The 25,061-nt window shown below is 37.5% G+C and carries 21 protein-coding genes; 15 read left to right on the top strand and 6 right to left on the bottom strand.

Annotated features, from left to right (window positions below):
* Positions 1 to 37: 37 nt before the first annotated feature.
* From AC4G3L_RS01450 to AC4G3L_RS01440, 3 genes are all read right to left on the bottom strand, one after another.
* Positions 38 to 1,552: a potassium/proton antiporter gene (locus tag AC4G3L_RS01450; RefSeq protein WP_491075200.1), complete on the bottom strand. Its 1,515-nt coding sequence runs from the start codon at positions 1,550 to 1,552 to the stop codon at positions 38 to 40.
* Between the two features lie 167 nt (positions 1,553 to 1,719).
* Positions 1,720 to 2,721, bottom strand: a complete 1,002-nt coding sequence (locus tag AC4G3L_RS01445) for a PfkB family carbohydrate kinase (protein ID WP_491075199.1) — start codon at positions 2,719 to 2,721, stop codon at positions 1,720 to 1,722.
* An 83-nt stretch (positions 2,722 to 2,804) separates the two neighbouring features.
* On the bottom strand, positions 2,805 to 5,111 hold the full coding sequence (locus tag AC4G3L_RS01440) for a glycoside hydrolase family 2 protein (RefSeq protein ID WP_491075198.1): 2,307 nt from the start codon (positions 5,109 to 5,111) through the stop codon (positions 2,805 to 2,807).
* Positions 5,112 to 5,323: 212 nt separating this feature from the next.
* Here AC4G3L_RS01440 and AC4G3L_RS01435 point away from each other — a divergent pair, with 212 nt between their 5' ends.
* Positions 5,324 to 6,562 (top strand): helix-turn-helix transcriptional regulator, encoded by a 1,239-nt coding sequence (locus tag AC4G3L_RS01435; protein WP_491075197.1) that lies wholly within the window; start codon positions 5,324 to 5,326, stop codon positions 6,560 to 6,562.
* Between the two features lie 35 nt (positions 6,563 to 6,597).
* Here the strand turns inward: AC4G3L_RS01435 and AC4G3L_RS01430 are convergent, their stop codons facing one another.
* Positions 6,598 to 7,122, bottom strand: coding sequence for a hypothetical protein (locus tag AC4G3L_RS01430; protein ID WP_491075196.1), 525 nt, complete (start codon positions 7,120 to 7,122; stop codon positions 6,598 to 6,600).
* A gap of 577 nt (positions 7,123 to 7,699) precedes the next feature.
* On the opposite strand from AC4G3L_RS01430, the gene AC4G3L_RS01425 reads away from it, so the two are divergent.
* Positions 7,700 to 11,206, top strand: coding sequence for a S8 family peptidase (locus AC4G3L_RS01425; RefSeq protein WP_491075195.1), 3,507 nt, complete (start codon positions 7,700 to 7,702; stop codon positions 11,204 to 11,206).
* A gap of 344 nt (positions 11,207 to 11,550) precedes the next feature.
* Here the strand turns inward: AC4G3L_RS01425 and AC4G3L_RS01420 are convergent, their stop codons facing one another.
* Positions 11,551 to 11,892 carry a hypothetical protein gene (locus AC4G3L_RS01420; protein WP_491075194.1) on the bottom strand — a complete coding sequence of 114 codons (342 nt, stop codon included), beginning with the start codon at positions 11,890 to 11,892 and terminating at the stop codon, positions 11,551 to 11,553.
* Between the two features lie 201 nt (positions 11,893 to 12,093).
* Between AC4G3L_RS01420 and AC4G3L_RS01415 the strand changes: the two genes are divergently transcribed.
* Genes AC4G3L_RS01415 through floT form a run of 3 tightly spaced genes read left to right on the top strand, consistent with a single transcriptional unit; the run spans position 12,094 to position 14,891 of the window.
* On the top strand, positions 12,094 to 12,774 hold the full coding sequence (locus AC4G3L_RS01415; RefSeq protein WP_491075193.1) for a PspA/IM30 family protein: 681 nt from the start codon (positions 12,094 to 12,096) through the stop codon (positions 12,772 to 12,774).
* Positions 12,775 to 12,794: 20 nt separating this feature from the next.
* Positions 12,795 to 13,328, top strand: a complete 534-nt coding sequence (locus tag AC4G3L_RS01410; RefSeq protein ID WP_491075192.1) for an NfeD family protein — start codon at positions 12,795 to 12,797, stop codon at positions 13,326 to 13,328.
* A gap of 12 nt (positions 13,329 to 13,340) precedes the next feature.
* The gene (gene floT / locus AC4G3L_RS01405; RefSeq protein ID WP_491075191.1) at positions 13,341 to 14,891 is read left to right on the top strand and encodes a flotillin lipid rafts scaffold protein FloT; all 1,551 of its coding nucleotides are present in this window, start codon (positions 13,341 to 13,343) and stop codon (positions 14,889 to 14,891) included.
* Positions 14,892 to 14,980: 89 nt separating this feature from the next.
* Here the strand turns inward: floT and AC4G3L_RS01400 are convergent, their stop codons facing one another.
* Positions 14,981 to 15,439 carry an OsmC family protein gene (locus AC4G3L_RS01400; protein WP_491075190.1) on the bottom strand — a complete coding sequence of 153 codons (459 nt, stop codon included), beginning with the start codon at positions 15,437 to 15,439 and terminating at the stop codon, positions 14,981 to 14,983.
* 439 nt (positions 15,440 to 15,878) lie between these two features.
* Here AC4G3L_RS01400 and AC4G3L_RS01395 point away from each other — a divergent pair, with 439 nt between their 5' ends.
* The 10 genes from AC4G3L_RS01395 to AC4G3L_RS01350 all read left to right on the top strand — a co-directional run bounded on the left by AC4G3L_RS01395 (position 15,879) and on the right by AC4G3L_RS01350 (position 25,060).
* A complete protein-coding gene (locus AC4G3L_RS01395; protein WP_491075189.1) occupies positions 15,879 to 16,826 on the top strand; it encodes a peptidylprolyl isomerase in 948 nt (315 codons plus the stop codon).
* Between the two features lie 145 nt (positions 16,827 to 16,971).
* Positions 16,972 to 17,550 (top strand): nitroreductase family protein, encoded by a 579-nt coding sequence (locus AC4G3L_RS01390; RefSeq protein WP_491075188.1) that lies wholly within the window; start codon positions 16,972 to 16,974, stop codon positions 17,548 to 17,550.
* A 144-nt stretch (positions 17,551 to 17,694) separates the two neighbouring features.
* The gene (locus AC4G3L_RS01385; protein WP_491075187.1) at positions 17,695 to 18,279 is read left to right on the top strand and encodes an RBBP9/YdeN family alpha/beta hydrolase; all 585 of its coding nucleotides are present in this window, start codon (positions 17,695 to 17,697) and stop codon (positions 18,277 to 18,279) included.
* A 27-nt stretch (positions 18,280 to 18,306) separates the two neighbouring features.
* The gene (locus tag AC4G3L_RS01380) at positions 18,307 to 18,951 is read left to right on the top strand and encodes an SDR family oxidoreductase (protein ID WP_491075186.1); all 645 of its coding nucleotides are present in this window, start codon (positions 18,307 to 18,309) and stop codon (positions 18,949 to 18,951) included.
* A 231-nt stretch (positions 18,952 to 19,182) separates the two neighbouring features.
* Positions 19,183 to 20,598 (top strand): lysine 2,3-aminomutase, encoded by a 1,416-nt coding sequence (kamA, locus tag AC4G3L_RS01375; protein ID WP_491075185.1) that lies wholly within the window; start codon positions 19,183 to 19,185, stop codon positions 20,596 to 20,598.
* Positions 20,595 to 20,864, top strand: a complete 270-nt coding sequence (locus AC4G3L_RS01370; protein WP_491075184.1) for a YokU family protein — start codon at positions 20,595 to 20,597, stop codon at positions 20,862 to 20,864. The genes kamA and AC4G3L_RS01370 overlap by 4 nt, the downstream gene beginning before the upstream one ends.
* A 107-nt stretch (positions 20,865 to 20,971) precedes the next feature.
* A complete protein-coding gene (locus AC4G3L_RS01365) occupies positions 20,972 to 21,631 on the top strand; it encodes a CoA transferase subunit A (RefSeq protein WP_491075183.1) in 660 nt (219 codons plus the stop codon).
* The gene (locus AC4G3L_RS01360) at positions 21,628 to 22,287 is read left to right on the top strand and encodes a 3-oxoacid CoA-transferase subunit B (RefSeq protein WP_491075182.1); all 660 of its coding nucleotides are present in this window, start codon (positions 21,628 to 21,630) and stop codon (positions 22,285 to 22,287) included. The genes AC4G3L_RS01365 and AC4G3L_RS01360 overlap by 4 nt, the downstream gene beginning before the upstream one ends.
* 127 nt (positions 22,288 to 22,414) lie before the next feature.
* Entirely contained in the window at positions 22,415 to 23,758 is a 1,344-nt protein-coding gene (locus AC4G3L_RS01355) for an aminotransferase family protein (protein ID WP_491075181.1), read from the top strand.
* A 3-nt stretch (positions 23,759 to 23,761) separates the two neighbouring features.
* The gene (locus AC4G3L_RS01350; protein ID WP_491075180.1) at positions 23,762 to 25,060 is read left to right on the top strand and encodes an aminotransferase class III-fold pyridoxal phosphate-dependent enzyme; all 1,299 of its coding nucleotides are present in this window, start codon (positions 23,762 to 23,764) and stop codon (positions 25,058 to 25,060) included.
* The last annotated feature ends 1 nt before the right edge of the window (position 25,061 follow it).

Raw genomic sequence — 25,061 nt, 5'->3', positions numbered from 1 at the left:
CTGAATCTATCATTCATACGTTTCATATAGTAGTACTTTATAATTCTATATTCGTGTGATTTGATTCTTGCTTCTTACGATTTTGTTTCTTTTGCAGTAATTGTTTTACACTTCTTTTTTTTGTTTTTGGTGTCAATATATAAAGAAAATCTCCTTCTTCGATAATAGTATCTCCGGTAGGTGTAACCAATTTATCATCTCTTATGATAGCGTTAACCAATGTATTGTCAGGGAATGGAATTTCATTTAATGGTTTCCCTATCAGGAAGGCATCTGGTTTCATTTGGTATTCCACCATCTCGGCATTGGCTTTACCAAGTGAGACAATTTCGAGTGAATGCATAGGTGTTTCACTTGCCGGTCCTGCTAATCCAAGCTTATCAGCCACAAAAGGAATAGAAGATCCTTGTATTAAACAGCTTGTTAATACAATAAAAAATACAACATTAAAAATTAAATGACTATCCTCGATGTTGGCAAGAAGGGGAAATGTAGCAAGGACAATCGGCACTGAACCTTTCAAGCCAGCCCAGGAAAGAAATAGGAGCTCTTTAAAGCTAAAGTTCATTTTAATTGTCGATACAAACACAGCGGCCGGTCGTGCGATCAGGATTAAAATGACAGAAAGCAATAACCCTTTCAGAACGATTTCCACTGAAAACAGATCAGCAGGATTAACAAGCAATCCTAATATAATGAACATTAAAATCTGCATCATCCAAGCGAATCCTTCTGCAAAATACTGGGTCGCCTTTTCATAGGCAACTTCAGAGTTACCAATGACAATCGCCATCACGTATACAGCCAGTAATCCACTCCCATGTATATTTGCCGTTATCCCATAGGTCAATAATGCGAAAGTTACGGCAAAAACGGGATAAAGACCCGTTGATTCTAAATTAATACGATTAAGGACCGCAACTGCTATTTTCCCTAATACCCATCCAAGTAGTAAACCTAGTCCAATTTCAAGAAAAAATGAACCAATCAATTTACCTATACTCATTTCAGATGAGGTAATCATTTCAATACAGGATACGGTTAAAAAAATGGCCATTGGGTCATTGGTACCCGATTCAGCCTCCAATGTATTAGCTGTACGGTCACGGATGTTTTTTCCTTTCAGTACAGCAAAGATAGCTGCTGCATCCGTTGAACTAACGATTGCCCCGAATAACATGGCAATCAGCCAATCGACATTTAGAATATAATGAGCCGCTACCGTAATAATTACGGATGTTATTAAAACACCTACAGTTGCAAGTGAGAGGGAAGGGAGGATAACGGGACGCAGTGACGTCCATTTTGTTTGTATACCTCCTTCGAATAAAATAATTATCAGAGCAAATACTCCGATTGTTTGGGCTAAACCAGCATTCGTAAAATGGATAACACCGAAAGTTTCATTTCCCATTAACATTCCAACCATTATGAAAAAGATAAGCGAAGGAACTCCTATTTTTGCGGAAAATTTAGTAGATAGGATTCCGATGATCAATACAATGGATGCTAGTAATATAAATAAGTCTGTAGTTAGAATTTCCGATGGCATGATTACTCGACTCACTTTCTGTAAACTATATCAGCTTATATTTTGAGACTTCATATATCTATCTCCAAATTCGTATGATCTTCAAACATATTTTTCAAGGATAGTAGATTAAAAAGAATGGAAATAAAAAAACAGGTGCTAATTCCATAGCACCTGTTAACTGAATTTTATCGTTTGATAACGACTTTTTCATTATCAACATCAAATTGTTGAACGTCCATTTTGCTGGCAATTTGGAAATCGCCGATAATAGTATGCTTTAAAGCGAAAGATGATAAAGCAAAATTTATTACTTCTTGGGGACTGTATTGGTTGTTAATGCCATATAATACACCGGCTACAAATGAATCGCCTGTACCAATTCGTTCAAGAACATTTACTTTAACCGGTCCGGAAGTGTAATGCTCATTTTCTGTTATGACAGCACAGCGTAATTCTTGTACATTATTACCTAGCATGGTTCTTTCAGTTGTATAGATTTGATCAAAATTATACTCTTTTTGAAACTCTTTAAGTAAAGCTATTTTTTCTTCGAATGTATGAACTTCTTTACTTTCTTGTCTGATGGTTAATACATCCAAATAACTACCGATGATTACATCGATATAAGGGAGGATTTCGATATAAGCTTTTCTGGCTTCTTCTAAAGTCCATAATTTTGCACGGTAGTTAAAATCAAAGCTAATTTTTATCCCTTTATCTTTAGCAAGCTTAACGAGCTCCATTGTCGTTTCACGTGCCTGTTCACTGGCGCCTAAACTAATTCCGCTGACATGGAGCCATTTAGCTTCGCTAAGCATGGCTTCGAGATTATAATCGCTTGGCTTTGCTTCAACAAAAGCTGAATTTTGACGGTCATAAGTGACTTCAGTCGGTCTGATTGAATGACCTTGTTCAACGAAATATAAGCCCATTTTTTTACCCTTATGAACAATATGATTCGTTTTGACCCCGAATTTTCTTAACTGCATGACAGCGGCAAGCCCGATATTATTATCAGGAAGGCATGTAACATAGGAAGTTTTTTCGCCCCAATTACTGAGTGCAACAGCAATATTTGCTTCAGAACCACCGTACATCATATCCAATTGGCTAGCTTGGATCAACATTTGATGGTTTGTAGGTGTTAAACGCAGCAGCATTTCACCAAATAACATAATTGATTTCAATACGTACACCTTCTTTTTTTGCAGGAATATAGGAAAGAAAGCGACCCTGGTATAGGCCTGGATCGCTACTTTCAGATCTAAGATTAACCTTTTTTAATTTGTGTTAATTCTTTGTTAATCGCATACATCATTTTTTCAGTGAAGATATCATCAGCCATGGATGCCATCATATCAAGGGCCATACCTTCTGCCATACCGAACATTGGATTCTCTTCATTAAAACCTTTTAAGTATTTATCCATCACTTTTCTGGTTTCAGGATTTTTAAATAGTTCACCGAGTTTATCGCGGGTAGAATAAACGTCATCTGTAATGACCAGTTCTTCGATTTCCATATCCTCATCAATCTCAGGCATGTCAAACCAGTTCGCAACTACTCCGCCAGCATCACTCTCAGGAACTAGGTAGCTTGGATTTGGCTCATCCACTTTATTGAAGTGTGCAGTATCTTCAAAAGTTTGTCCTTCTGATGTTCCGATTGCTTTTACTGTATTCATGCCGTCCTCCAAGTTAACCCCACTAAAGATGAAGGCAGCACGGTTACGTTCTGCTGTATAGGTAGTTCCGTTTACTTCTAATGTTACGTCATCACAGTTAGAATACACTTTGATCGTAATTTGATCATCAGCACGGTCAACGAATCGTTTGCTTGTAATATGAACAAATTTTTCATCTGACCAATTAGCTTTATACATATAGAATGCATCTTTTTTAATTTTACGATCATAAGTCATTAGACCTTTATTATTTCTGCCTTTTACGCCACCCTCATCACGAATGTTGGCACCGAAGTCAAACATATTCCAAACATATGTTGACCAAAGGAAAGGACGGTCAGCAAAGATATTCCATACGGTTTCGTGGTAAAGAGTATGATATTCTTCTGTGTAATCTTTTACTTTTGGATCATTAGAGTGATATTGGATAATACCTTCAGCACCATATTCAGAAATTCCAAGGCTAACTTGTGGATTGGTAGCATGGTATCCATCAATCCAGTCAGCAAAATCTTCTGCTTTACCTTGGTACCATCCATAGTATTTGTTGTAACCAACAGTATCAGTGATATAGTTATATTCATCCGTGTCAGGAACAAACATAACATTGGCTTGGGTAGTTAAGCGTGTTGGATCTTCTTTTTTCGTTAATTCATTAAGTTCTTTAACAAGTCTTCTTACTTCTGGTCTTTCTCCGCCAATTTGAATCTCGTTTTGAACGCCCCAGAAAATAATGGAAGGGTGGTTGTAGTTTTGTCTAATTAGCTCAACCATTTGCTGTTTAGCATTAATACCTTCATGCTCAGTTTTGGACATGACAGAGATAAACGGAATTTCAGCCCATACCACCATACCTTCACGGTCACATAAATCATAGAAGTATTGATCATGTTGATAGTGCGCCAGACGAATGGAAGTAGCACCGACTTCTTTGATGAATTCCATATCTTCTTTGTGCTCTTTTTTAGTAATTGCCCAACCCATATCTTTACGGTCCTGGTGACGGGAAACACCATTCAGACGCAGGTGCTCACCATTGAGGAAGAAGCCTTTTTCAGGATCCACTTTAAAGTAGCGTACACCAAATGGGATGGAAAGTTCATCAATTGTATCGTTGAAGCTTGTTAAAGTTACATTTGCTTCATACATATAGGCATTTTTAAGACCGTTCCAGAGGGTTGGGTTTTCAATGGTAATTGGTAATTCAACGACAGTTGTTTGTCCAGCCGGAAGAACGACTTCTTGAGCCCCATAAGCAGCCGTTTTACCTTCAGCATCAAGAATGTCAGCCCATAAACGAACTTTTTTCTCTTCTTCAAGATCATTTGTTAGTTTTGTTTTGAGAGTAATAGATGCTTGTTCTTTATTCACTTCATTTTGAATAATGTAAACCCCTTGGGAGCCATAATCCATTAAATCAAAGTGAACATGGTTAGCGATAACAAGATTAACATCACGATAAATACCGCCAAAGAAAGTGAAATCAGCCATTTGCGGATATACATCTTCAACAACTGTGTTATCTACTTTTACAGCAAGTGTATTTTTACCGCCAAATATTACTAGATCTGTGATATCGAAGCGGAAAATGGAATATCCACCGCGGTGTTGACCTAAATGTTGTCCATTTACATAAACATCCGTTACACTATTGCTTCCGTTAAATTCAATATATACTTTATTGCCGGCATTCACAGTATCTACAGTGAATTCTTTTCTGTACCAGCATGCACCTTTATAAAAGTCAAATCCGTTTGCTCCATCAATGGCATTCCACGTATGAGGGACATTTACGGTTTCCCATTTCGCATCATCATAAACTTGGTTCATAGCATCTTGTACGTTTTCTTTAATGAATTTCCATGCATCATTAAGATTAAATACTTTTCTCATGTTTCGAACTCCCTGCTTATAAAGTATTTCAATAAACAATAAGTTTTTATTATTTGCTTGTTAACCATATTGTTTACTGAATTAGTTTTATTATAGGGGGTATACAAGAAAAAATATCGTATAATTTTTGGTTGTTTAGTATTATTTTTAGTTTTTGAGTGCGTTTTCATTATATAATGAAAATAAACGAAGAAATTTAAAGGATGATTAGAATGAATCAGGAACAAATTAAAGTTTACGCGCAGCTATGTAATCTGGTCAGTTCAATTGTTAAATTGGATGTTAAACTGCTTGACCTGGATGGGAAGAAAATTATCCTAATGGCTAAACACCAGATACCAAGTGGATTGGCGAATAACGAAGAGGAAAATAAATCAATCACGGAATTGTTAAAGGCAAGTAAAAAAAATGAATATATACATTATATTAATTCAGCTAAATTGGAATGTATTTTTGCTGGAATCTGGAAAGATGATCAATATGCAGGCACAGTGATGGTTGGCCCTTTTTTGTCTGATTTACCTTCAGATTTATTTATCAGCCAAATTATCTCCTCTCAAAGTTTATCCATTAGTGACAGAAAGCAATATCAGGATTTTTATGAGACTTTGTCAATCCTAAGTATTGAAGAAATAAGAAGTATAGGAGAGTTACTGGTGAATTTGTGTCCTCACGATTATATTTCATCTTCTCAGCTGGTTACAGCAAGTATTAATAATCAAACTAATTTAGTAAAACCTATTCAGCAGGAGGAAGAGGATCGTAAAAAAATCATTGAATATCGTTACAAGATAGAAAAAAGAATCTTAGAGGCTATTGCAAGAGGGGATAAGGAAGGAGCATTAAAACAATTAACAGGTTTAACAGATGTACATCTGAAAAATAGGGTGCCAGAAAATCCAATTCGATCGACAAAAAACTTAACATTAGTTGAAAATACATTATTTAGACTTGCTGCTGAAAAAGGAGGAGTCCATCCCGTTTACCTACATGACATATCAGAAAAATATGCCATTCTGATTGAACGAGCTGACAATTTACCCTATTTAAACAAACTTATATTTTCTATGATTGATGAATACTGTGAACTCGTAAATGAGTTTTCCACTCGAAAATATAGTTCCATAGTGAAAAATGCCGTTCACTATATTAATTTCAACCTAGAAAATCCTCTAACACTTAATGAAATAGCGGAATCTGTCCATGTGAATGCTTCACATTTGTCAAAAAAATTCAAAATAGAAACAGGCCAAAGTATAACAGATTTCATAAATATGAAAAGAATAGAAGCTGCTAAATTATACTTATCTACAGGAAATATGTCAGTTACAGATATAGCATACTTGGTGGGCTACAGTGATGTAAATTATTTCAGCCGGATTTTTAAAAGAATTACATCTATGACTCCTTCTCAATATATAAAAGGTTCAGAATTAACGAGTGATGACTAAATGATATGATTGATCTTGCTATATATTACTCCTAACTAATAACAAGGTAAGATATCTACCTTATACGAAAGTGTAGGACTTCTAAGGCATCTATTGTAGTATTCAAAACAAGTGCAGCCATCTTTTTTAAATGCTGCACTTCGACTGTTTTGCCTATAGTTTTTGATGCAATAAATACATATTGCCTTGGTCCCAGTATCTTTTTGTTTGAACTGTAGTATAAAATTCTTCATTGTAAATGGGTCTATTGCATAGACAACATCTGCGTTCATGTTTATGAGAACAACAGGAATTTTTTTTGCTGTGAGAGTGGCAAGAACAGGACCATTTTTCACCGTGAGAGTGGCAACAGGACCATTTTTCGCTGTGGGAGTGGCAAGAACAGGACCATTTTTCACTGTGGGAGTGGCAAGAACAGGACCATTTTTCGCTGTGAGAGTGGCAAGAACAGGACCATTTTTTGCTATGAGAGTGGCAAGAACAGGATCGTTTTTTGCAGTGGGAATGACAACAGTTTTTGTTGTGTGACCAACTTGTTTTACATGAACATGTACTATCACCTTTATGATCCGCGGACTGCTCAGATACTGGCTCTTGAGATGAAAACTCATCCAACTGACGTACCTCTACTTCTCCTAACGCTTTCCTAATTAGATCTTCATGAAAATATTGCATAAAATAGCCTCCTATAACTTGATAAACGTCTTACATTAACAGATTACGTTGAATTATTATTTTTGACTTGGACAATAGTTTACTTATAGAAAAATGGATTAATGACGTTAGTCCCCTTTTAATATCTGTAACATAGAAATGTAATAGGAAAAAATTTGAGGGTTTGAGTATTTGATGAACGGAAAAGAGTTGTCGGTAGTCGAACCTTTTATTCATCCACATTACCTTATGGATTAAAGATCATATATATGGACTGATTAACCGATAAATAGGAAATTAAAAAGAGGGGATAAATGGTATTTTTAAATCATTAATTGACTGTTTGGCATTATCGCTGAACAGTTTTTTTATAGTAGAATTTGTCGAAATATTTTTTATGTTATTGAAAGGTATTTGAAACAATTGTAACGAATTAGTAATAGTCTTTGATAAAAAATTAAGGAGACATAAAGGGGAGAAAAGATGAGAAAAATATTGTCCGTCATGGCTGTTACTGCCATGCTGGTTTCAACAGGCACGAGCGGTGTATTTGCCGCAGCAAACAAAATAAGTTCAATGAATCAGAAAGAAGAGGGAATCCGAAGTACAGAACAAATTGATAAAACAGCTACGAAAAAATACGACGATTATCTTCAGGCAGATACTTTGGTTATCAAGCACAGTGGGTCTTTATCTAAAAATATACTGAACAAATATAAGGGTAAAGTGGTAAAGACAGGAGGAAGCCTAGGGTATTCAGTTGTAAAGTTTAAAACGGCTGCAGCAGCTAAAGAAGCCTATGCAGAATTAAGTAAATCCAAGAATGTTTCCTCTATTGCACCAAGTGTGAAGTATAAAACGTCCTCTGTTAAAACAGATCCGAAGGTAAGTCAACAATATTATAATAATCTGCTAAACTTACCGGCAGCACAGAAAAAAGCAGGAAAAAATAAAGTACTAGTAGCCGTGATTGATACGGGGATTGATAAAAATCACCCAGAGTTAAAAAACAAAATTATATCAAGCTATAATGTCCATAATCCTATTAATGCATCATTGCCAGAGGATCATGGTACCCATGTTGCCGGAATCATTGCAGCTGAGAAGAATAATGGAATTGGCGGATATGGAATTAATCCGAATGCTTCCATTTTATCTATTGATGTTTTTAATAGAGAAATGGATTTCTACGATTATAACATCGCAGAAGGTATTTATTATGCAATTAAAAAGAAAGCAAAGGTAATCAACCTAAGCTTAGTAAGCCCAATGAGTTCACCAGTTATGGAAACTGCTATTAAAAAGGCGAAAGAAGCTGGGATTGTCATTATAGCTGCGGCTGGTAATGAAGGATCCGAAATGAAAGGGTACCCGGCTGCATACGAGGGTGTAATCAGTGTAGGGGCAGTCAATAAAAGTAAAACACTGACATCCTGGTCCTCCTATGGTGTGTCGACAGATATAGTGGCACCTGGAGATAATATCTATGCACCCATCTACGATTATGAGAAAAAATCAACCTTTGCTTCCTATAGTGGTACATCGATGGCAGCTCCGATGGTGACTGGAACGGTTTCCTTGCTGTTATCTAAATATCCTAAACTAAAGCCAGAACAGATAGAATACATTTTAAAGAAAACGGCTACCGATTTAAGTACGAAGGGGTTTGATAAGAAACATGGATATGGACTGATTAATCCATCTTCTGCATTAAGCTTTAATATCAAAAACATTCCATCTTTAACAGCTTCCGCTTGGAATAAGGACGCGATTCTGAAAAATGCTAAAACAGTTGGAAGTAACTATACAGTGAAGAAAACATTTACGAAACCACTGGAGCAGCACTGGATTAAACATACTGTAAAAAAAGGTGAAACGTATCAGATTAATTTAAAAGAATCCAAAGTTTTTGATTCGCAATTACTTATTAATATGTATGGAAAAGATAAATCGAACACGAAAAAAATCGATGATGTCAGTGAAGGTAAAACAGAGGGGCATTATTTCAAAGCTCCATATGATGGGACTTTGACAGTTGGTGTAAAAGATATTAGTGGAAATTACGATGTGGCTGGAAGTAAATTGTCAGAGTATGAATTGTTATTTAAAAAAGTAACTGTTCCAACTGATGAATCTAGTGAGGAAAACCCAATTATTATACCTAAGCTGTCCTATTCAACCCAGAATAAAAATATGCGTCTTGTTGGCGAAAATGGGGACGATGATTATTATCAAATCACAACGGGTGATCAAGAGGAAAATATTAAGCTTTCAGTAAGCGGTACACCTGGAGCGGACGTCAGTATGTTTGTCTATGCCCTGAGAGATATTCGTGAAGAAGATGAAGATGAAGAAGAAAACATGGGTAAAGGGAAAGATGTATTTGAAGAGAAAAAAGAGGAAATAAGTGAAGATACCGAGGGAGATATCGAGGAAGATAACCCTGAGGATGAAGGGCCGGTATTTGAAAATGTTCTTGAACAAGAAATTAACAGCGGCAGTATCGGAGAAAGTGAGCAAGATGTATTTACTGCTGAACCTCAGACAACCTATACCATTAAAATTTCTAATAAATATGAAGGTTATTCCGAAAGTTTCTTTGACTTCTTTATTCTTTCGGAAGGATTTGAATCAACAGCGACCAAGATAACTGGGGCAATCGGCCAAAATGCTGATCCATATATCTTTAGTGCCAGCCAAGTTATAATGCCTGAAGACGAAGATGGGATTGAGTCACTTTATGGCGGTGATGAAGAAGAATACTATGATGAAGAAGAATCCTGGGAAGAGGAAGGCGATGACTCCGCAATTGAGATGCTGAATGAATTAGCCATCCCATATAAATTAACCAGTGAAAGATCAGGCTATTTACAGTCACGCTATGACGAAGATTGGTATAAAGTAAATGTGGCATCAGCAGGAATTCACTCCTTTGATTTAGGTACAGCCAAGCACGCTTTCTCCATCTATCAGGCTGTTGAGTATGAAGGTGAAAATGGTGACGAAATCCGTTTCCTTGAGACAGTTGCTGATAATTATGATCCGTATACCGGTAAAAAGCTTAATACGTTTTATGCTTCGCTTGAAGGCGGAATAACCTATTATATTAAGGTAGAGATGGACTGGATGTCAGATTCCTACTCTACTGATCCTTACTTCTTTAAATCACGCTTGGTAGGTAAGTCATCTGATAAATATGAGAATAATGATTCTATGGTAAATGTAAAAACCTTGCCTTCTTCTACCATTAAAGGGGATTATGCAAAATATGGAGATGTAGATACTTTTAGATATACTGCTAAAGCATCAGGCAACTATTCATTAACGGTCGATAATAATAAACCAAGCACATCCGGGCTTCCTGCAATGGTAAAAGGCGATGTTTATTCGTATATTGCCGTAATGGAAGATAAGAATAATAACAAGAATGTGGATGATGCGGATTTAGATACAATTAAATATATAGATTCCTATTATGACCCTGCGGGTGTATATGGGTCACATTACTTCCAAAAGGGAAAATCATATTTTATCGGGATTTTTGGTGAAGGGGAGTACTTACCATTCTCATTAACTCAATATACATTTAAGCTTAATCAAGTGAACCATAAAGATGAAGATGCAGGTACTGTTATAAAGAAAAATACCCCGTCAAAACCAATCAGCTTTAAGAAAACAAGTGGAAAATGGGAGAAAACAGGCCGATTTAATGCATTCAATACAAAAAATAATGATGAAGATTGGTACAAGCTCCAGCTGGATAAGATCTTTAGCGGACAAATTACGTTAAGTGGAGGCAGGGAGCTTGATGGAGCATTTGAAATTTATCAAAACGGTAAACTAATGGCGAGCTCTGACAGATATGCTGCAAATGATACCGAAGTATTAAATATCAGCCTTAAAAAGGGTACCTATTATATAAAATTAAAAGATGCCAAAGGTTCAGCTTCTTTGTCATCGTATACAATTAGGGTACAGGAAATGAAATAGAGTTTTGTGAGAATGTCTGGTAAGTCATTTAATGACTTGCCAGGCTTTTTTGAATAATGGGATTAGAGGAATCAGGATTTTTGGGTAGCCCACCTCTTATCAACTAGCAGAATGCCTGTCAGGAATAAAAAGCAAAACAGGTGAAGAAAAACTTATTGGTTTTCTCCGCCTGCTTTAAAGTTTGAGGTCTAATGGTCATTGCACTCTATTAATCTCTCCCATGTGAGTTTTGGACATGTAAATCCCTTTCGTTTTCTATTATTTTTAAAAGGATATCCCAAAGCTGTTGTTGGATTACGGGATCAGACGTGATGGGTTTGATTTTATCCCATATGTGGTGAATTTCATTTTGTCTCATGTTTTTCTCCCCATTTTTGCTTTATCATCTTTTTGGAAAGCGTTTTGATGATTCGATTTGGATGTGAATTGGATAATTCTTTTAATAATTTTGATGCGATTTGTCCGTCTGTTGTATCCTTTGTATTATGAATAATCAATATATTTGCCAATGAAGAAATAGCAGATAGATCAGAACTGTTTATTTTCACAAGTTGATGAGCCATTTTTAGGTCATTGGGTGAATTTTTTAATTTCGACAAGGTGGAAATAGAATAAGCGAGCTCATTATTTAAGTTATTCACCATTTCACGGATTTCACCCTGATTATCTAAACGTGGTAAAGTCATATGCAATATCCTTTCTAAAAGGGTAATCTTTGCTTTTAGATTTTACTATATTGCTTGTTGAAGAGTAAATGAATGAGCTCTTTTATATATACATTCGAGATGCTTTTTAAAATATATAAAAATTTGAAAATATGTAAAATTTATGAAACTTTCTGTAATATTCAAGCGTATAAAATGGTAAGATTATCCTGGGAGGTTGATATGATGTTCGAGTTTTTTAAACGAATCAAGACGGTAGTGAGTTCTGAATTGTATGCTCTCATCGAAAAGGCTGAGGATCCCATTAAAATGGCTGATCAATACCTGAGAGAAATGAATAGTGAAATAGAAGAGGCTGAGAAAACAACCGCTAAGGTCATGGCAGAGGAAAAATTGACATACAGAAAAATTACGGATTTGCAAAAGCTGATTGAAAAACGGAATACACAGGCTTTAGAAGCTATTCAGGCTGGTAAAGAAGAACTGGCTAAACAAACATTGGAAAACAAGCTTCAGCTCGGCCAAGAACTTACTGCTCTGGAGAATCTGCATGAACAAGCTAAACAAAATGTAGCTGATTTGCGCAATCGATTAGGGGAAATGAAAGCTGATTATCAGGAGCTTGTGAGGAGAAGAGATACCCTAAAGGCAAGGACCCTTACTGCTAAAGTACAAACATCAGTAAATCGTTCTTTCCACACAGGAAATCGAAATTCGGCCAAGGCTGGTTTTGAACGAATGGAACAAAAAGTGATGGAATATGAAGCGGAAGCCGAAGTCAGCAAAGAGCTAAGAAGTAACCAATTGGAACTAGATAAGGAATTCAAAAAAATGGAGACTGAGAAATTAATTGATTCAGAATTACAAAAGTTAAAAGATTCATTAAATACTGAACCAAAATAATGGATAAAGGGTTGATAAGCATGGAAATTCCAGGCCTGGCGATAGCTGATTTTTTCTTATACTCATTAATAATTTGCGGTATTCTTACATGTATCATCATCTTATTTAATGATGTATTTGCCGGTTTTGACCTTCCTGATTTTTTAAATCCAACCCTTATTCTCTGTTTTTTGACCATTGCAAGCGGATCAGGGTATGTGCTTGTTTCATTAACATCGCTGCATATACTGCCCGTTATTTTAATCTCCATTGCTGCCTCTTTTATACTTGTCGCCATTATTAATCTATTCGTTTTGGTTCCGGTTTCTGCCGCCCATGAATCTTTAACGATTGACGAGGCAGACTTAAAGGGGCGTTTGGGAACAGTGATAACCTCCGTACCTATTGATGGATATGGTGAAGTATTAATAACAAGTAAAAGCGGATCTTTTTCAAAGCCGGCCTTAAGTTTCGATCATGAAGCGATTCCTTCACAGACAAGAGTATTAATTATTGATATCCAAAATGGTGTTTTACATGTAAGTCCCCATGAAGAAATAAATGAACTTGGATAGGAGATTGGGAGCATGACATTAATATACGGTATTATTGGTGCAGTCGTACTTATTTTATTAGCCCTTATAGGAGTTTTTGTTACAAAATATAGAACAGCCGGACCAGATGAAGCATTAATTGTCACCGGAAGTTACTTGGGTAGTAAAAATGTACATGTTGATGAATCCGGCAATCGGATTAAAATTGTACGTGGAGGTGGTACCTTTGTACTTCCAGTATTCCAACAAGCTGAGCCATTAAGCTTATTATCCAGCAAATTAGAGGTCTCAACTCCTGAAGTTTATACGGAACAGGGTGTACCGGTGATGGCAGATGGCGTTTCGATTATTAAAATAGGAAATACGATTTCTGAAATTGCTACGGCTGCTGAACAATTTTTAGGAAAAACGAAGGATGACCGTGAACAGGAAGCAAGAGAAGTGCTGGAAGGACATTTACGCTCTATTCTTGGTTCAATGACTGTTGAGGAAATCTATAAAAACCGCGAAAAGTTTTCACAGGAAGTGCAACGGGTTGCTTCGCAGGATTTGGCGAAGATGGGATTGGTCATCGTTTCTTTTACTATTAAAGATGTTCGCGATAAAAATGGATATTTGGAATCACTCGGTAAACCGAGAATAGCTCAAGTTAAAAGGGATGCAGATATTGCTACAGCTGAAGCGGATAAAGAGACGCGTATTAAAAGGGCCGAAGCTTCGAAGGAAGCGCAAAAAGCAGAACTTGAGCGTGCGACAGAAATTGCAGAGGCTGAAAAAATTAATCAATTAAAAATCGCCGAATTTAGACGTGAACAGGATATTGCAAAAGCAAAAGCTGACCAGGCGTATGATTTAGAGACGGCACGCTCTAAGCAAGATGTAACGGAACAAGAGATGCAAATTAAAATCGTCGAGCGACAAAAACAGATTGAATTAGAAGAAAAAGAAATTTTACGTCGTGAGAAACAATATGATTCAGAAGTGAAGAAAAAAGCGGATGCTGATCGCTATGCTGTTGAACAAGCGGCTTCTGCAGAAAAAACAAAACAGTTAACGGAAGCGGATGCTAATCAATATCGGATTGAAGCGATGGCGAAAGCCGAAGCAGAGAGGGTACGATTAGATGGCCTCGCTAAAGCTGAAGCACAACGAGCACAAGGGGTATCCGAAGCTGAAATCATTCGTTTAAAAGGTCTGGCAGAGGCTGAAGCTAAGCAAAAAATAGCAGAAGCTTTTGAGCAATTTGGTCAGGCAGCTGTTATGGACATGATGTTAAAAATGCTTCCTGAATATGCAAGAGAAGTGGCAAAACCGCTCAGCAATATCGATAAAATTACAATTGTTGATACAGGAAGCGGTGGTGCTAACAGTGGAGCCAACAAAGTAACCGGCTATGCCACAAATTTAATGGCTACTTTACAGGAGTCATTAAAAGCATCATCAGGTATCGATATGAAAGAATTAATAGAAAGCTTCGCTGGTAAAAGTACCGGGGGCGATTCCAGAATAAATCTGGAAGAGGAGCTGGCAAAAACGGAGATTCCAGTCATTAAAGGATTGGATCGTACTCCAGATCAACTATAAAAACAGCCTGAGTTCTTCCTGAACTCAGGCTGTTTTTCGTTTAAGATTTTATCCAGGATTTGATTGTTTTCATCTTCCTCTTAAAAATTTCAAGCCTGTTCTGAAACACGCTTAACAGACAGTTCTAATTCAAGTTCTACATTTCCTTTAATTGCCCGACTGATCATACAGGAGGTTTCAGCTTTCTGGGCAAGTTTATGAGCCAGTTCAATATCATTTTCTGTTGCAGAGTCTTTTAGGATGATGTATGGCCGATGAATAATTTTTTTGTAGGTAAACACTCCATTTGTTACATCCACAATTCCCTCTGATTGTAAACGTAATCCTTCTTTTTCTAAATGACTGCGTTCCATCATGGCTGCCAATGTGATGATATAACAAGTCGCTGCAGCACCGAGCAACATTTCATCAGGATTCGTACCGATTCCAGGGCCATCCATTTCCTTGGGTATAGATATTCTGGTATTTAAGTTTTTAGTATGTATTTCTCCGCTGTCATTTCGCAATCCTGGCCAATCAGCTTCTAAAATAAAGTGGTGCTCCGGCATTTTATAATCCCCTTTGTATATCAATTATTATTTATTTTAATGTTTAAATGAATGAAATTCATACAATTTGCTTATAGAGTAAACATTATGTATTTATAATTTAGTTGTTTATTCGTTCTCGCTTTGGCACCGGAATATAAATTTGTACCGCTTAAGAAAACTTTAAACATAACCAATCTTATGAAATTTTTAACATAATTAGGAATTTGTATCAGGTTTAGTCAAACTGATGATGAAACGTTACGTTTTTCTTTTCGGTGTAAAGATTTCTCGGATGTACAATTTTTCTATGTACAGCTATGAGGAAAAAGCAAACAATGACGCACTCAAAAACAATATTTTACAATGCGTATATTATGTTTGACATCTTGCTGACACATTATATGATTATAGTATTGTGAGTAGACATCATAAATATTATTTCGATAGGAGTTACACTATGACCAACGAGAAGAAAAATGCACCAGAGACAGAAGAAACTACTGAAATAAAAGCAGATCAAACAAAAAAACGTAAAAACAAAAAATGGATAGCGGGTATAGCTGGAGTTGTAGTCTTGGCCGGAGCTATAGCTGGTGGTGCATATGCTTATACAAAATCCCAGACTGTAGGTAGCGTTAATGGAGATAGAATTACTAAAAGTGAACTGTATGATTCCTTAATTGGAGTTTATGGCGCATCTGCTGTAGATAACTTAATTACGATGAAAGTCATCGAGAAGGAAGCAGATGAGCGTAAAATAAAAGTCACGGATAGTGAAATAAAAGAACAAGTGGATATCTATAAAGAAAACTATGGAGGAGAGGAAGGATTGAAGTCAGCCCTTGAGTCCAGCGGTTTGTCTATTCATGATTTGAAAGAGGATATAACTGTAAATATAAAAATTGAAAAGTTAATGCAAAAAGATGTAAAGATAACGGAAGATGAAGTACAAGCTTACTATGAAGAGAATAAAGAAAACTATGACCAGCCTGAACAAGTAGAAGTTAGCCATATTCTTGTTGAGGATGAAGAAACGGCTATAGATTTATTGAAAAAAGTTAAGGATGGCGAAGATTTCGCGAAATTAGCCAAAGAAAATTCTACAGATACGGCTTCAGCTGAAAAGGGTGGAGACCTCGGTTATATTTCTAAAGGAGAAATGGTGGAAGAATTTGAAAAAGCAGCTTTCGCTTTAGAAGTTGATGAAGTAAGTGAAGTAGTTAAATCTGAATATGGCTACCATATTATCAAAGCTACAGGCCGCAAAGCAGCTAAAGAATCCACCTATGAAGAATCCAAAGAAGATGCAAAAGAAGCAGCCTTAAGTGCAAAAATTTCTTCTGAATATAACACATGGTTGGAAGAATTAAAGAAAGATTATAAAATCAAAAATAAATTTGAATAATATTCTACTAAAATTAGAGAGCAAGCCAATCGTTGGTTTGCTCTTTTTTGTTGTTCGGGAATAAATTTTTGAACTTTCTAACATATGGATATATAGTATAGTAGTAACTGATTCCCCAATTAATAGATTATGTGGAGGTGTATGTATGGATCTTTTTGATGCCATTAAGACAAGAAGAAGTATTGGCAGGGTAAAAAATGACCCGGTATCTGATGAAATTATACATAAAATAATAGAAGCAGGGACTTGGGCGCCCAGTCATCATCGAACAGAACCGTGGAAATTTTTTGTTCTCAAAGAGGATGGACGAAACATTCTCAGCGATGCTTTAGTGGATATTCTAAAGTCTGAACTTGAGGACCCTGAATCAGAGGAAAGCAAAAAAAGGTTGGAGAAAGTCAGCAAGAATCCATATCGTGCCCCAGTCATCATCGTAACAGCGGTGGAACCTGTAAAAAATGATAAGGTCCTGATTGAAGAAGAATTTGCTGCTGTACATGCTGCTACACAAAACATGCTGCTTGCTGCTCATGCACTTGGGCTTGGAGCAGTATGGAGAACAGGTAAACAATGTCATGATAAACGAATGAGCCAAGCCTTTAATCTTTCTGAGGATGGGGCCGTAATTGGATTTATTTATATAGGATATCCCGATATGACCCCTGGCGAAGGTGTTAGGAAATCCGTCGATGAAGTAACTGCTTGGATCAATAAGGATAAATAATGGATTCCGGTACGAAGAATAATTATTCTCCGTGCCGGTTTCTTTATTAGCGCATTGTTCCTCTTAGCGTATGAGTAGACGTTAAATTTATTAATCTGATAAAATTAGTATGATATAGACGAAATATAAATAGGAGGGGTTTATATGGAGCGCGTTTTTTTGATTTTGCATGGGCTTGGTGGAAGCGGTCCTGACCATTGGCAGTCCTGGCTTTATAAAAGATTAGTGGATGCTGATGAAAAAGTGTACTATCCCACCCTTCCTGAGTTTGATAACCCTCATTTTGATGAGTGGTTTCAAACATTAGAAGATACATTTGAAACCATTACCTCTGACAATATAACCGTTGTAGCACATAGTTTAGGATGTATATTATGGCTCCATTTTGTTTTAAGGAATGGCCATAAGCTAAATGAACGGATTAAGCGCGTTATTTTAGTGGCACCGCCTTCCCCTTATTTAAATCATGAAATCATTCAGAGGTTTTTACCTCTTTCAATTAAGGGTAAGGAAGTAATACAGTCTTGTCATGATACTATGCAAATTCAATCTACAGATGATTCATATTGTACTGTAGAAGACAGTCAATACTTTAAAGACCTGGGTATTAAGCAACTTCTGGTTGGTAACAAAGGGCATATCAATATTGAATCCGGTTTTGGAAAATGGCAATGGATACTTGATTATTGCCTGGATCAAAAGCAGGATTTTGCAGTAAAAGAAGGCTGAATATTACATAGGAAGGTGATTGATAGTATGAATATACTTGTAGTTGGAGCGAACGGACAAATTGGGAAACACTTAATCCATTTCATTAAGGAAGAAGGACAGCATAATGTTAAGGCCATGATTAGAAAGGAAGAGCAGGCCGAAACATTCGAAAGCAAGGGAATCCAGACCGTTCTTGCTAATCTGGAGGATAGCGTAGAGAACTTGGCTAAGGCAATTGAAGGATCTGATGCGATTATCTTCACAGCTGGTTCCGGTGGAAGCACCGGTCATGATAAAACCCTTTTAATTGATCTCGATGGAGCCGTGAAAATGATGGAGGCTGCAGAAAAGGTTGGGATCAAACGGTTTATTTTAGTTAGTGCATTGCAGGCTAACAACCGGGAAAACTGGAGTGAAGAAATTAAACCATATTATGTAGCCAAGCACTATGCAGATCGGATGTTAGAAAGCAGCCAATTAACGTATACGATCATCAGACCTGGAGGTTTATTAAATGAACCAGGTAACGGTAATGTTCGGGCAGGAGAATCGATAGAAAAAGGTACAATCCCGCGTGAAGATGTGGCACGTGCCATTTTCGCATCCCTCACAAATGAGGCGACCTATAATCGTTCTTTTGACCTAATCTCAGGTGAAACACCACTTGAAAAAGCTCTCGAAAAGTTATAATAAATGTCGAAGCAGTTCAGTATTTATGCTGAACTGCTTTTTTCGTTTGTCATAAAAAGGGGGATTGCAAATTGACGTTTATTGTCAAAATTTTTAGTCATTGACATTTCCCTGGTAGAGGTGATAGGTTGAGATTGGGTTATATACACCAAATTTCCATTCTGTCATATAGTAGTTTTGTATCTGTAAATCCGGCTTGAAAGTTTATTTCTTACCAGGGGAGGGAGAAGAGTGGACTATAACTTATACAAACCCAAACGGCATTGGAGTGAGATCGAGTTATGGAAAGATGTCAGAGATGATCAATGGAATGATTGGATATGGCAGTTAACTCATACCATTAAAACATTGGATGATTTACGAAAGGTTATCAATCTGACACCGGAAGAGGAAGAAGGTGTTCGGATTTCCACTAAAACAATACCATTAAACATAACCCCCTACTATGCTTCTCTAATGGATCCTGATGATGAACGTTGCCCAATCCGTATGCAATCAGTACCTATAGGCCAAGAACTCCATAAAACGGTGTACGATTTAGAGGATCCTTTACATGAAGACGAAGATTCTCCTGTTCCTGGATTAACTCATCGTTATCCGGACAGAGTTCTGTTTTTAGTTACAAATCAATGTTCGATGTACTGCCGCTATTGTACAAGACGAAGATTTTCAGGTCAAATCGGTATGGGTGTACCAAAGAAACAATTAGATAAAGCAATCAACTATATCAGTCAAACGCCAGCAGTCCGAGATGTCTTAATTTCTGGAGGAGATGGTCTCCTTATAAATGACAGCATATTAGAGTATATTTTAAAAAACTTACGCGCTATCCCTCATGTAGAAATCATTCGGATTGGAACAAGAGCTCCCGTCGTATTTCCGCAACGAATCACAGAAGATTTATGTACCATTCTTAAAAAATACCATCCTGTTTGGCTGAATACACATTTCAATACCTCGATTGAAATTACTGAAGAATCAAAGCGTGCCTGTGAAATGCTGGTTGATTCTGGAGTGCCTGTTGGCAATCAGGCCGTCATTTTGGCTGGTATAAATGACAGTGTGCAGATTATGAAAAAATTAATGCATGACTTAGTCAAAATAAGAGTCCGTCCTTATTATATTTATCAATGTGATTTATCTGAGGGAATCGGCCATTTTAGGGCTCCTATTAGCAAAGGATTAGAAATAATGGAAGGGCTTCGGGGACATACGAGCGGATATGCAGTACCGACTTTTGTGGTAGATGCACCAGGCGGTGGCGGAAAGATCCCACTTCAACCGAACTATATCATTTCTCAAAGCTCCAACAAAGTCATTCTTCGTAATTTTGAAGGAGTAATTACCTCCTATCCTGAACCGGAGGGCTATGTATCCGGCCGGGCCGATGAATATTTCAAACAAACCTATCCAAATGTGTATGAAGATTATAAGAGTACCGGAATTCTGTCCATCATTGATGAGACCAAATTTAATATTACACCTGAGGGGTTGGAGAGATATAACAAGCGGAGTGCGTATCAACAAAACCCGGAACATTTAACACTCAAAAATCAGCGTGATAAACGTGACGAACTCAAGGAAAAGAAATTCAAGGCTCAACAAACGAAAGAGATTAAGACGGATCAAGAGGATTCAAAAATATGAAATGCCTATGGTGTGAAAAAGATGCTGCAATCGAAACTAAGAGTACGGTATTTTGGGAGTTACCTGATGGGACGCAATCACTGGAAATAAGAGAAACCCCAACCATTCATTGTTCCCAATGCCAAATGGATTATTTAACAGATGAACTGACAGAAGAGGTTGAGGATCATTTACTGCTCATCAATACAAAACAGTTGCCTGGCTCCATTTCCTTTGAAAAATTAATGGCGATTCCCCGGTTATTAAAACGGAATTATTTTAAATAACCAAAATATATGTAAGCGTTTACAAATATACTTAAACGTCAAAGAAAAGCTTTATTCTTTGGCGTTTTGTTAAATCGTTTATTTCAATAAGGACTGGGGTGTATGAAGTGAAGCCTGTATTGACTGCGGATGAAGCCATTTCTTTACTGGAAGATGGAAACCGTATAATGGTTGGCGGGTTTGGCTTGGTTGGTTGTCCATTAACATTGGTTCATTCCCTTGACCGAATGGGCATAACAAATCTTGAAATTATTAGTAATAATTTGGGTGAACCAGGCAAGGGACTTGGAGTTCTCGTTCAAAAAAAGAAAATAAAGAAAGGGATTGGTTCCTATTTTACCTCTAATCCAGATGTAGTGGATGCCTACCTTAGGGATGAGATCGAGATAGAACTACTGCCGCAGGGCACATTAGCTGAAGCAATCCGTGCGGGTGGTGCCGGAATACCAGCATTCTATACACCCGTAGGAGTAGGCACTGAATTAACAAAAGGAAAAGAAGAAAGATTTCTCAATAACAAAAAATACATTTTGCAGGATTCATTAACAGCTGATTTTTCGCTCATTAAAGCCTCCAAAGCGGATAAACTTGGAAATTTGATTTATACAAAGTCAGCTCGCAACTTTAATCCAATTATGGCTACAGCAGGGGATATAGTGATTGCTGAAGTTGATGAAATAGTTGAACCGGATGAGTTGAATCCGGAGGAAATTATCACACCCCATTTGTATGTTGATTATTTAGTGGTAAAGGAGGACCCATTGTGATCCCAAAAGAGAGGATAGCTAAACGAGCTGCACAAGTTCTCCGAAGTGGAAATATTGTCAATTTAGGGATTGGGATTCCTACCTTAGTTGCAGATTTTATCCCAGCTCATTTGTCCGTGTATCTTCATTCTGAAAATGGTATTTTGGGAGTTGGTCCGTCACCAAAAGAATTACCTGACCCCAACTTAGTAAATGCAGGAAAGCTTCCTGTGACTGTCCTTCCCGGTGCCTCTTATTTTGATAGTGCGACTTCTTTTGCGATGATAAGAGGCTGCCATATTGATATTTCAATATTAGGTGCACTGCAAGTGGATGAAAAGGGAAGAATGGCGAATTGGGCAGTGCCGGGCAAAGCTGTTCTAGGTGTCGGTGGAGCGATGGATTTATTAGAGGGATCTAAAAGGGTTATTGTGACGACATTGCATACAACAAAAGCTGGTAAATCAAAGTTTGTAAGAAAATTGAGTTATCCGCTTACATCGGAACGGCAGGTAGATTTGATTATTACAGAATTAGCTGTTTTTGCAGTGGATGGCGAAGGTCTTATTTTAATAGAAACAGCACCAGGCATCACAATAGATAAAGTCAAAGAGAGAACGGAAGCACCATTTCGGGTGGATTTGAACAGTGAAGGTGCCATTGGCAGTTATATTTAAAGCATCTAAGGTTCTATACTTAACAAAAAAAGTTACACTAAACTTCTTAGTCTTGAATGAACTTTTTAAGCATATCTTTTATGTAGGAAAAATGATAAATTACCTCTTTTGAAATGGAGAGAAGGCGATGGCTGACCATGTATTCCATCGGGATTTGACTCATGTATATCCAATTATCACTCATGGGAAAGGGATTTATTTATACGATAAGGATGGCAATCAATATATAGATGCCTGCTCCGGTGCTGTTGCGGCTAATTTGGGGCATGGGAATCAAGCGATTGCTGACGCGATGGCTGAACAGGCTAAAAAGGCAGCTTTTGTCCACACGATGCGCTTTGAAACTGAGGTGTTATTTCAGCTGGCTGAAAAAATTGCAAAGATTTCTCCAGTTCCTTTAAATAAAGTGTATTTTACCAGTGGTGGATCCGAGGCGAATGAAAGTGCAATTAAACTTGCCAAGCAATACCATAAGGGTGCCGGAAATCCTGAGAAACATATTGTGATTGGCAGGTGGCAATCCTATCATGGCAATACTTTGGGATCCTTATCAGCAGGGGGTGACAGTAAAAGAAGGCAACTATACACTCAAAATCTTTTAGATTTCAAACATGTATACTCCCCAAATTGTATTCGCTGTCCTTATCAAAGACGGATAGATGATTGTAATCAAGAACATAATTGGTCATGTGTTAAGGATATTGAGAAATTAATCCTTGAAGTAGGACCGGAACAAATTTCATCCTTTCTAGCCGAACCAATCATCGGGAGCCAACTGGGCAGTGTAAGTCCGCCAGATTCATATTTTAAAGAAATCAGGAAATTATGTGACGAATACAATATCATTTTAATAGTAGATGAAGTGATGACAGGATTCGGAAGGACGGGAACTCACTTTGCTATAGAGCATTTTGATTTTACACCGGATATTATTACGTTTGGAAAGGGTGTATCCGCAGGCTATTCTCCACTTGGCGGAATGATTGTCCACGACAGGTTAATAGAAGGTCTGATTCAAAACAGCCAAGGTAAATTTGCGCATGGATATACATACAGCGGGCATCCAGTCTCGGTCGCTGCGGGATTGGCTGTGCTAAAGATATTGGAAGAAGATAATGTCCTTGCTAATGTTAACAATCAGGGTGAGTATTTGCTTGAACAGCTTAACCTGCTTAAGGAGCGATATCCTATTATTTGGGATGTAAGGGGTAAAGGTTTAATGATAGGAATCGAACTTGTTACCAATCCCAAAGGAGAACCATTTCCTGCTTCCGTCTCCGCTTCTCAGGAAATTAATCGAATGGCTATGCAGTTGGGGGCAGTCTTTTATCCGGGGACAGGTTCAATCAATGGCTATGAAGGAGATCATTTATTAATTGCTCCGCCGCTAACGGTAACCAGGATAGAAATAGATGAAATCTTAACGATCTTAGAGCAAGCCCTGCAACAATTTATTCATTCGAGGGGGTAAGATATGAGTCATTCTAAAAATGTAATTGAATTAATAGAAAAGGCAAGAAAACACATATCTCCTGTTAGTACAAGAGTGACAGAATTGATTATTGATCGGGGGAAGGGGACCCGATTCTGGACGAAGGATGGGGAAGAATATATTGACTTTGTTTCCGGGGTAGCTGTAAATGCATTGGGGCATTCTCATGACAAAATTGTTCATGCTATAAAACAGCAAGCGGAAAAGCTGGTTCATTTTGGATTGAATTATGGCTATTACGAGTCTGTGATAGGTTTGGCCGAAAAATTAGCACAGATTACGCCGGGTACTTTAGATACCGTTTTCTTTTCCAATTCAGGCGGTGAAGCCATTGATGGGGCATTGAAACTGGCAAGAGCGGCTACTGGGCGACCGGGAATTATTGCATTTAACGGTTCCTTTCATGGACGTACTTTGGGCGCAACGACTGTAACAGGATCAAGCAGTAAATATAAAAAGCTCTATGAACCACTGGTAGGTGAGGTTTACCATACACCCTATCCTTATCCCGGTTTAGTAAACGATATCAAAGATGTTGATTTGACATCTTATTGTCTCAATCAATTACTTTCTTTGTTTAATCTGCATATTGATCCATCCAGAGTGGCTGCTATCCTTGTAGAACCCGTATTGGGGGAAGGCGGATACTATCCAGCGCCACCCTTGTTCTTACAGGAATTAAGGAGGATTGCTGATGAGTATGGCATCCTATTGCTATTTGATGAGGTTCAATCTGGATTTGGCAGAACGGGGCGGATGTTTGCTTCTGAACACTCCGGCGTGATTCCTGACATTCTCATTCTAGCAAAAGCTTTATCAGGCGGTATGCCGCTTGGTGCGATTGTAGCGAACAGGGATTTGCATTCTAAATGGCCTGTAGGAGGGCATGGATCCACCTTTGGGGGTAATCCGATATCATGTGCGGCAGCCCTGGCAAGTATTCAGGTTATTGAAGAAGAAGGATTGGTCAATCGGAGCAAGGAGCTTGGAGAGCAAATTGTAACCAGACTTCAAACTAGTTTGCAAGGCTATGAAGCTATTAAAGAAATTCGCGGGATTGGAATGATGATTGGAATTGAATTTAACGAATCAGCCGCGAAGTCCATGGTACCAATTATTAAAGAACGATGCTTGGATCATCATTTATTAATCATGAATTGCGGTGTTAATGGGCAAACCATCAGGCTGATGCTGCCGTTGAATATATCTAATCATGATTTGAATGAAGGGTTATTGATTCTTGAAAAAGTGATTAGGGAAGTAGTAGAGGAAGAGGGGTAAG

Source organism: Bacillus sp. z33, from assembly GCF_058313615.1.
This window is presented reverse-complemented; position numbering and strand designations above follow the sequence as displayed.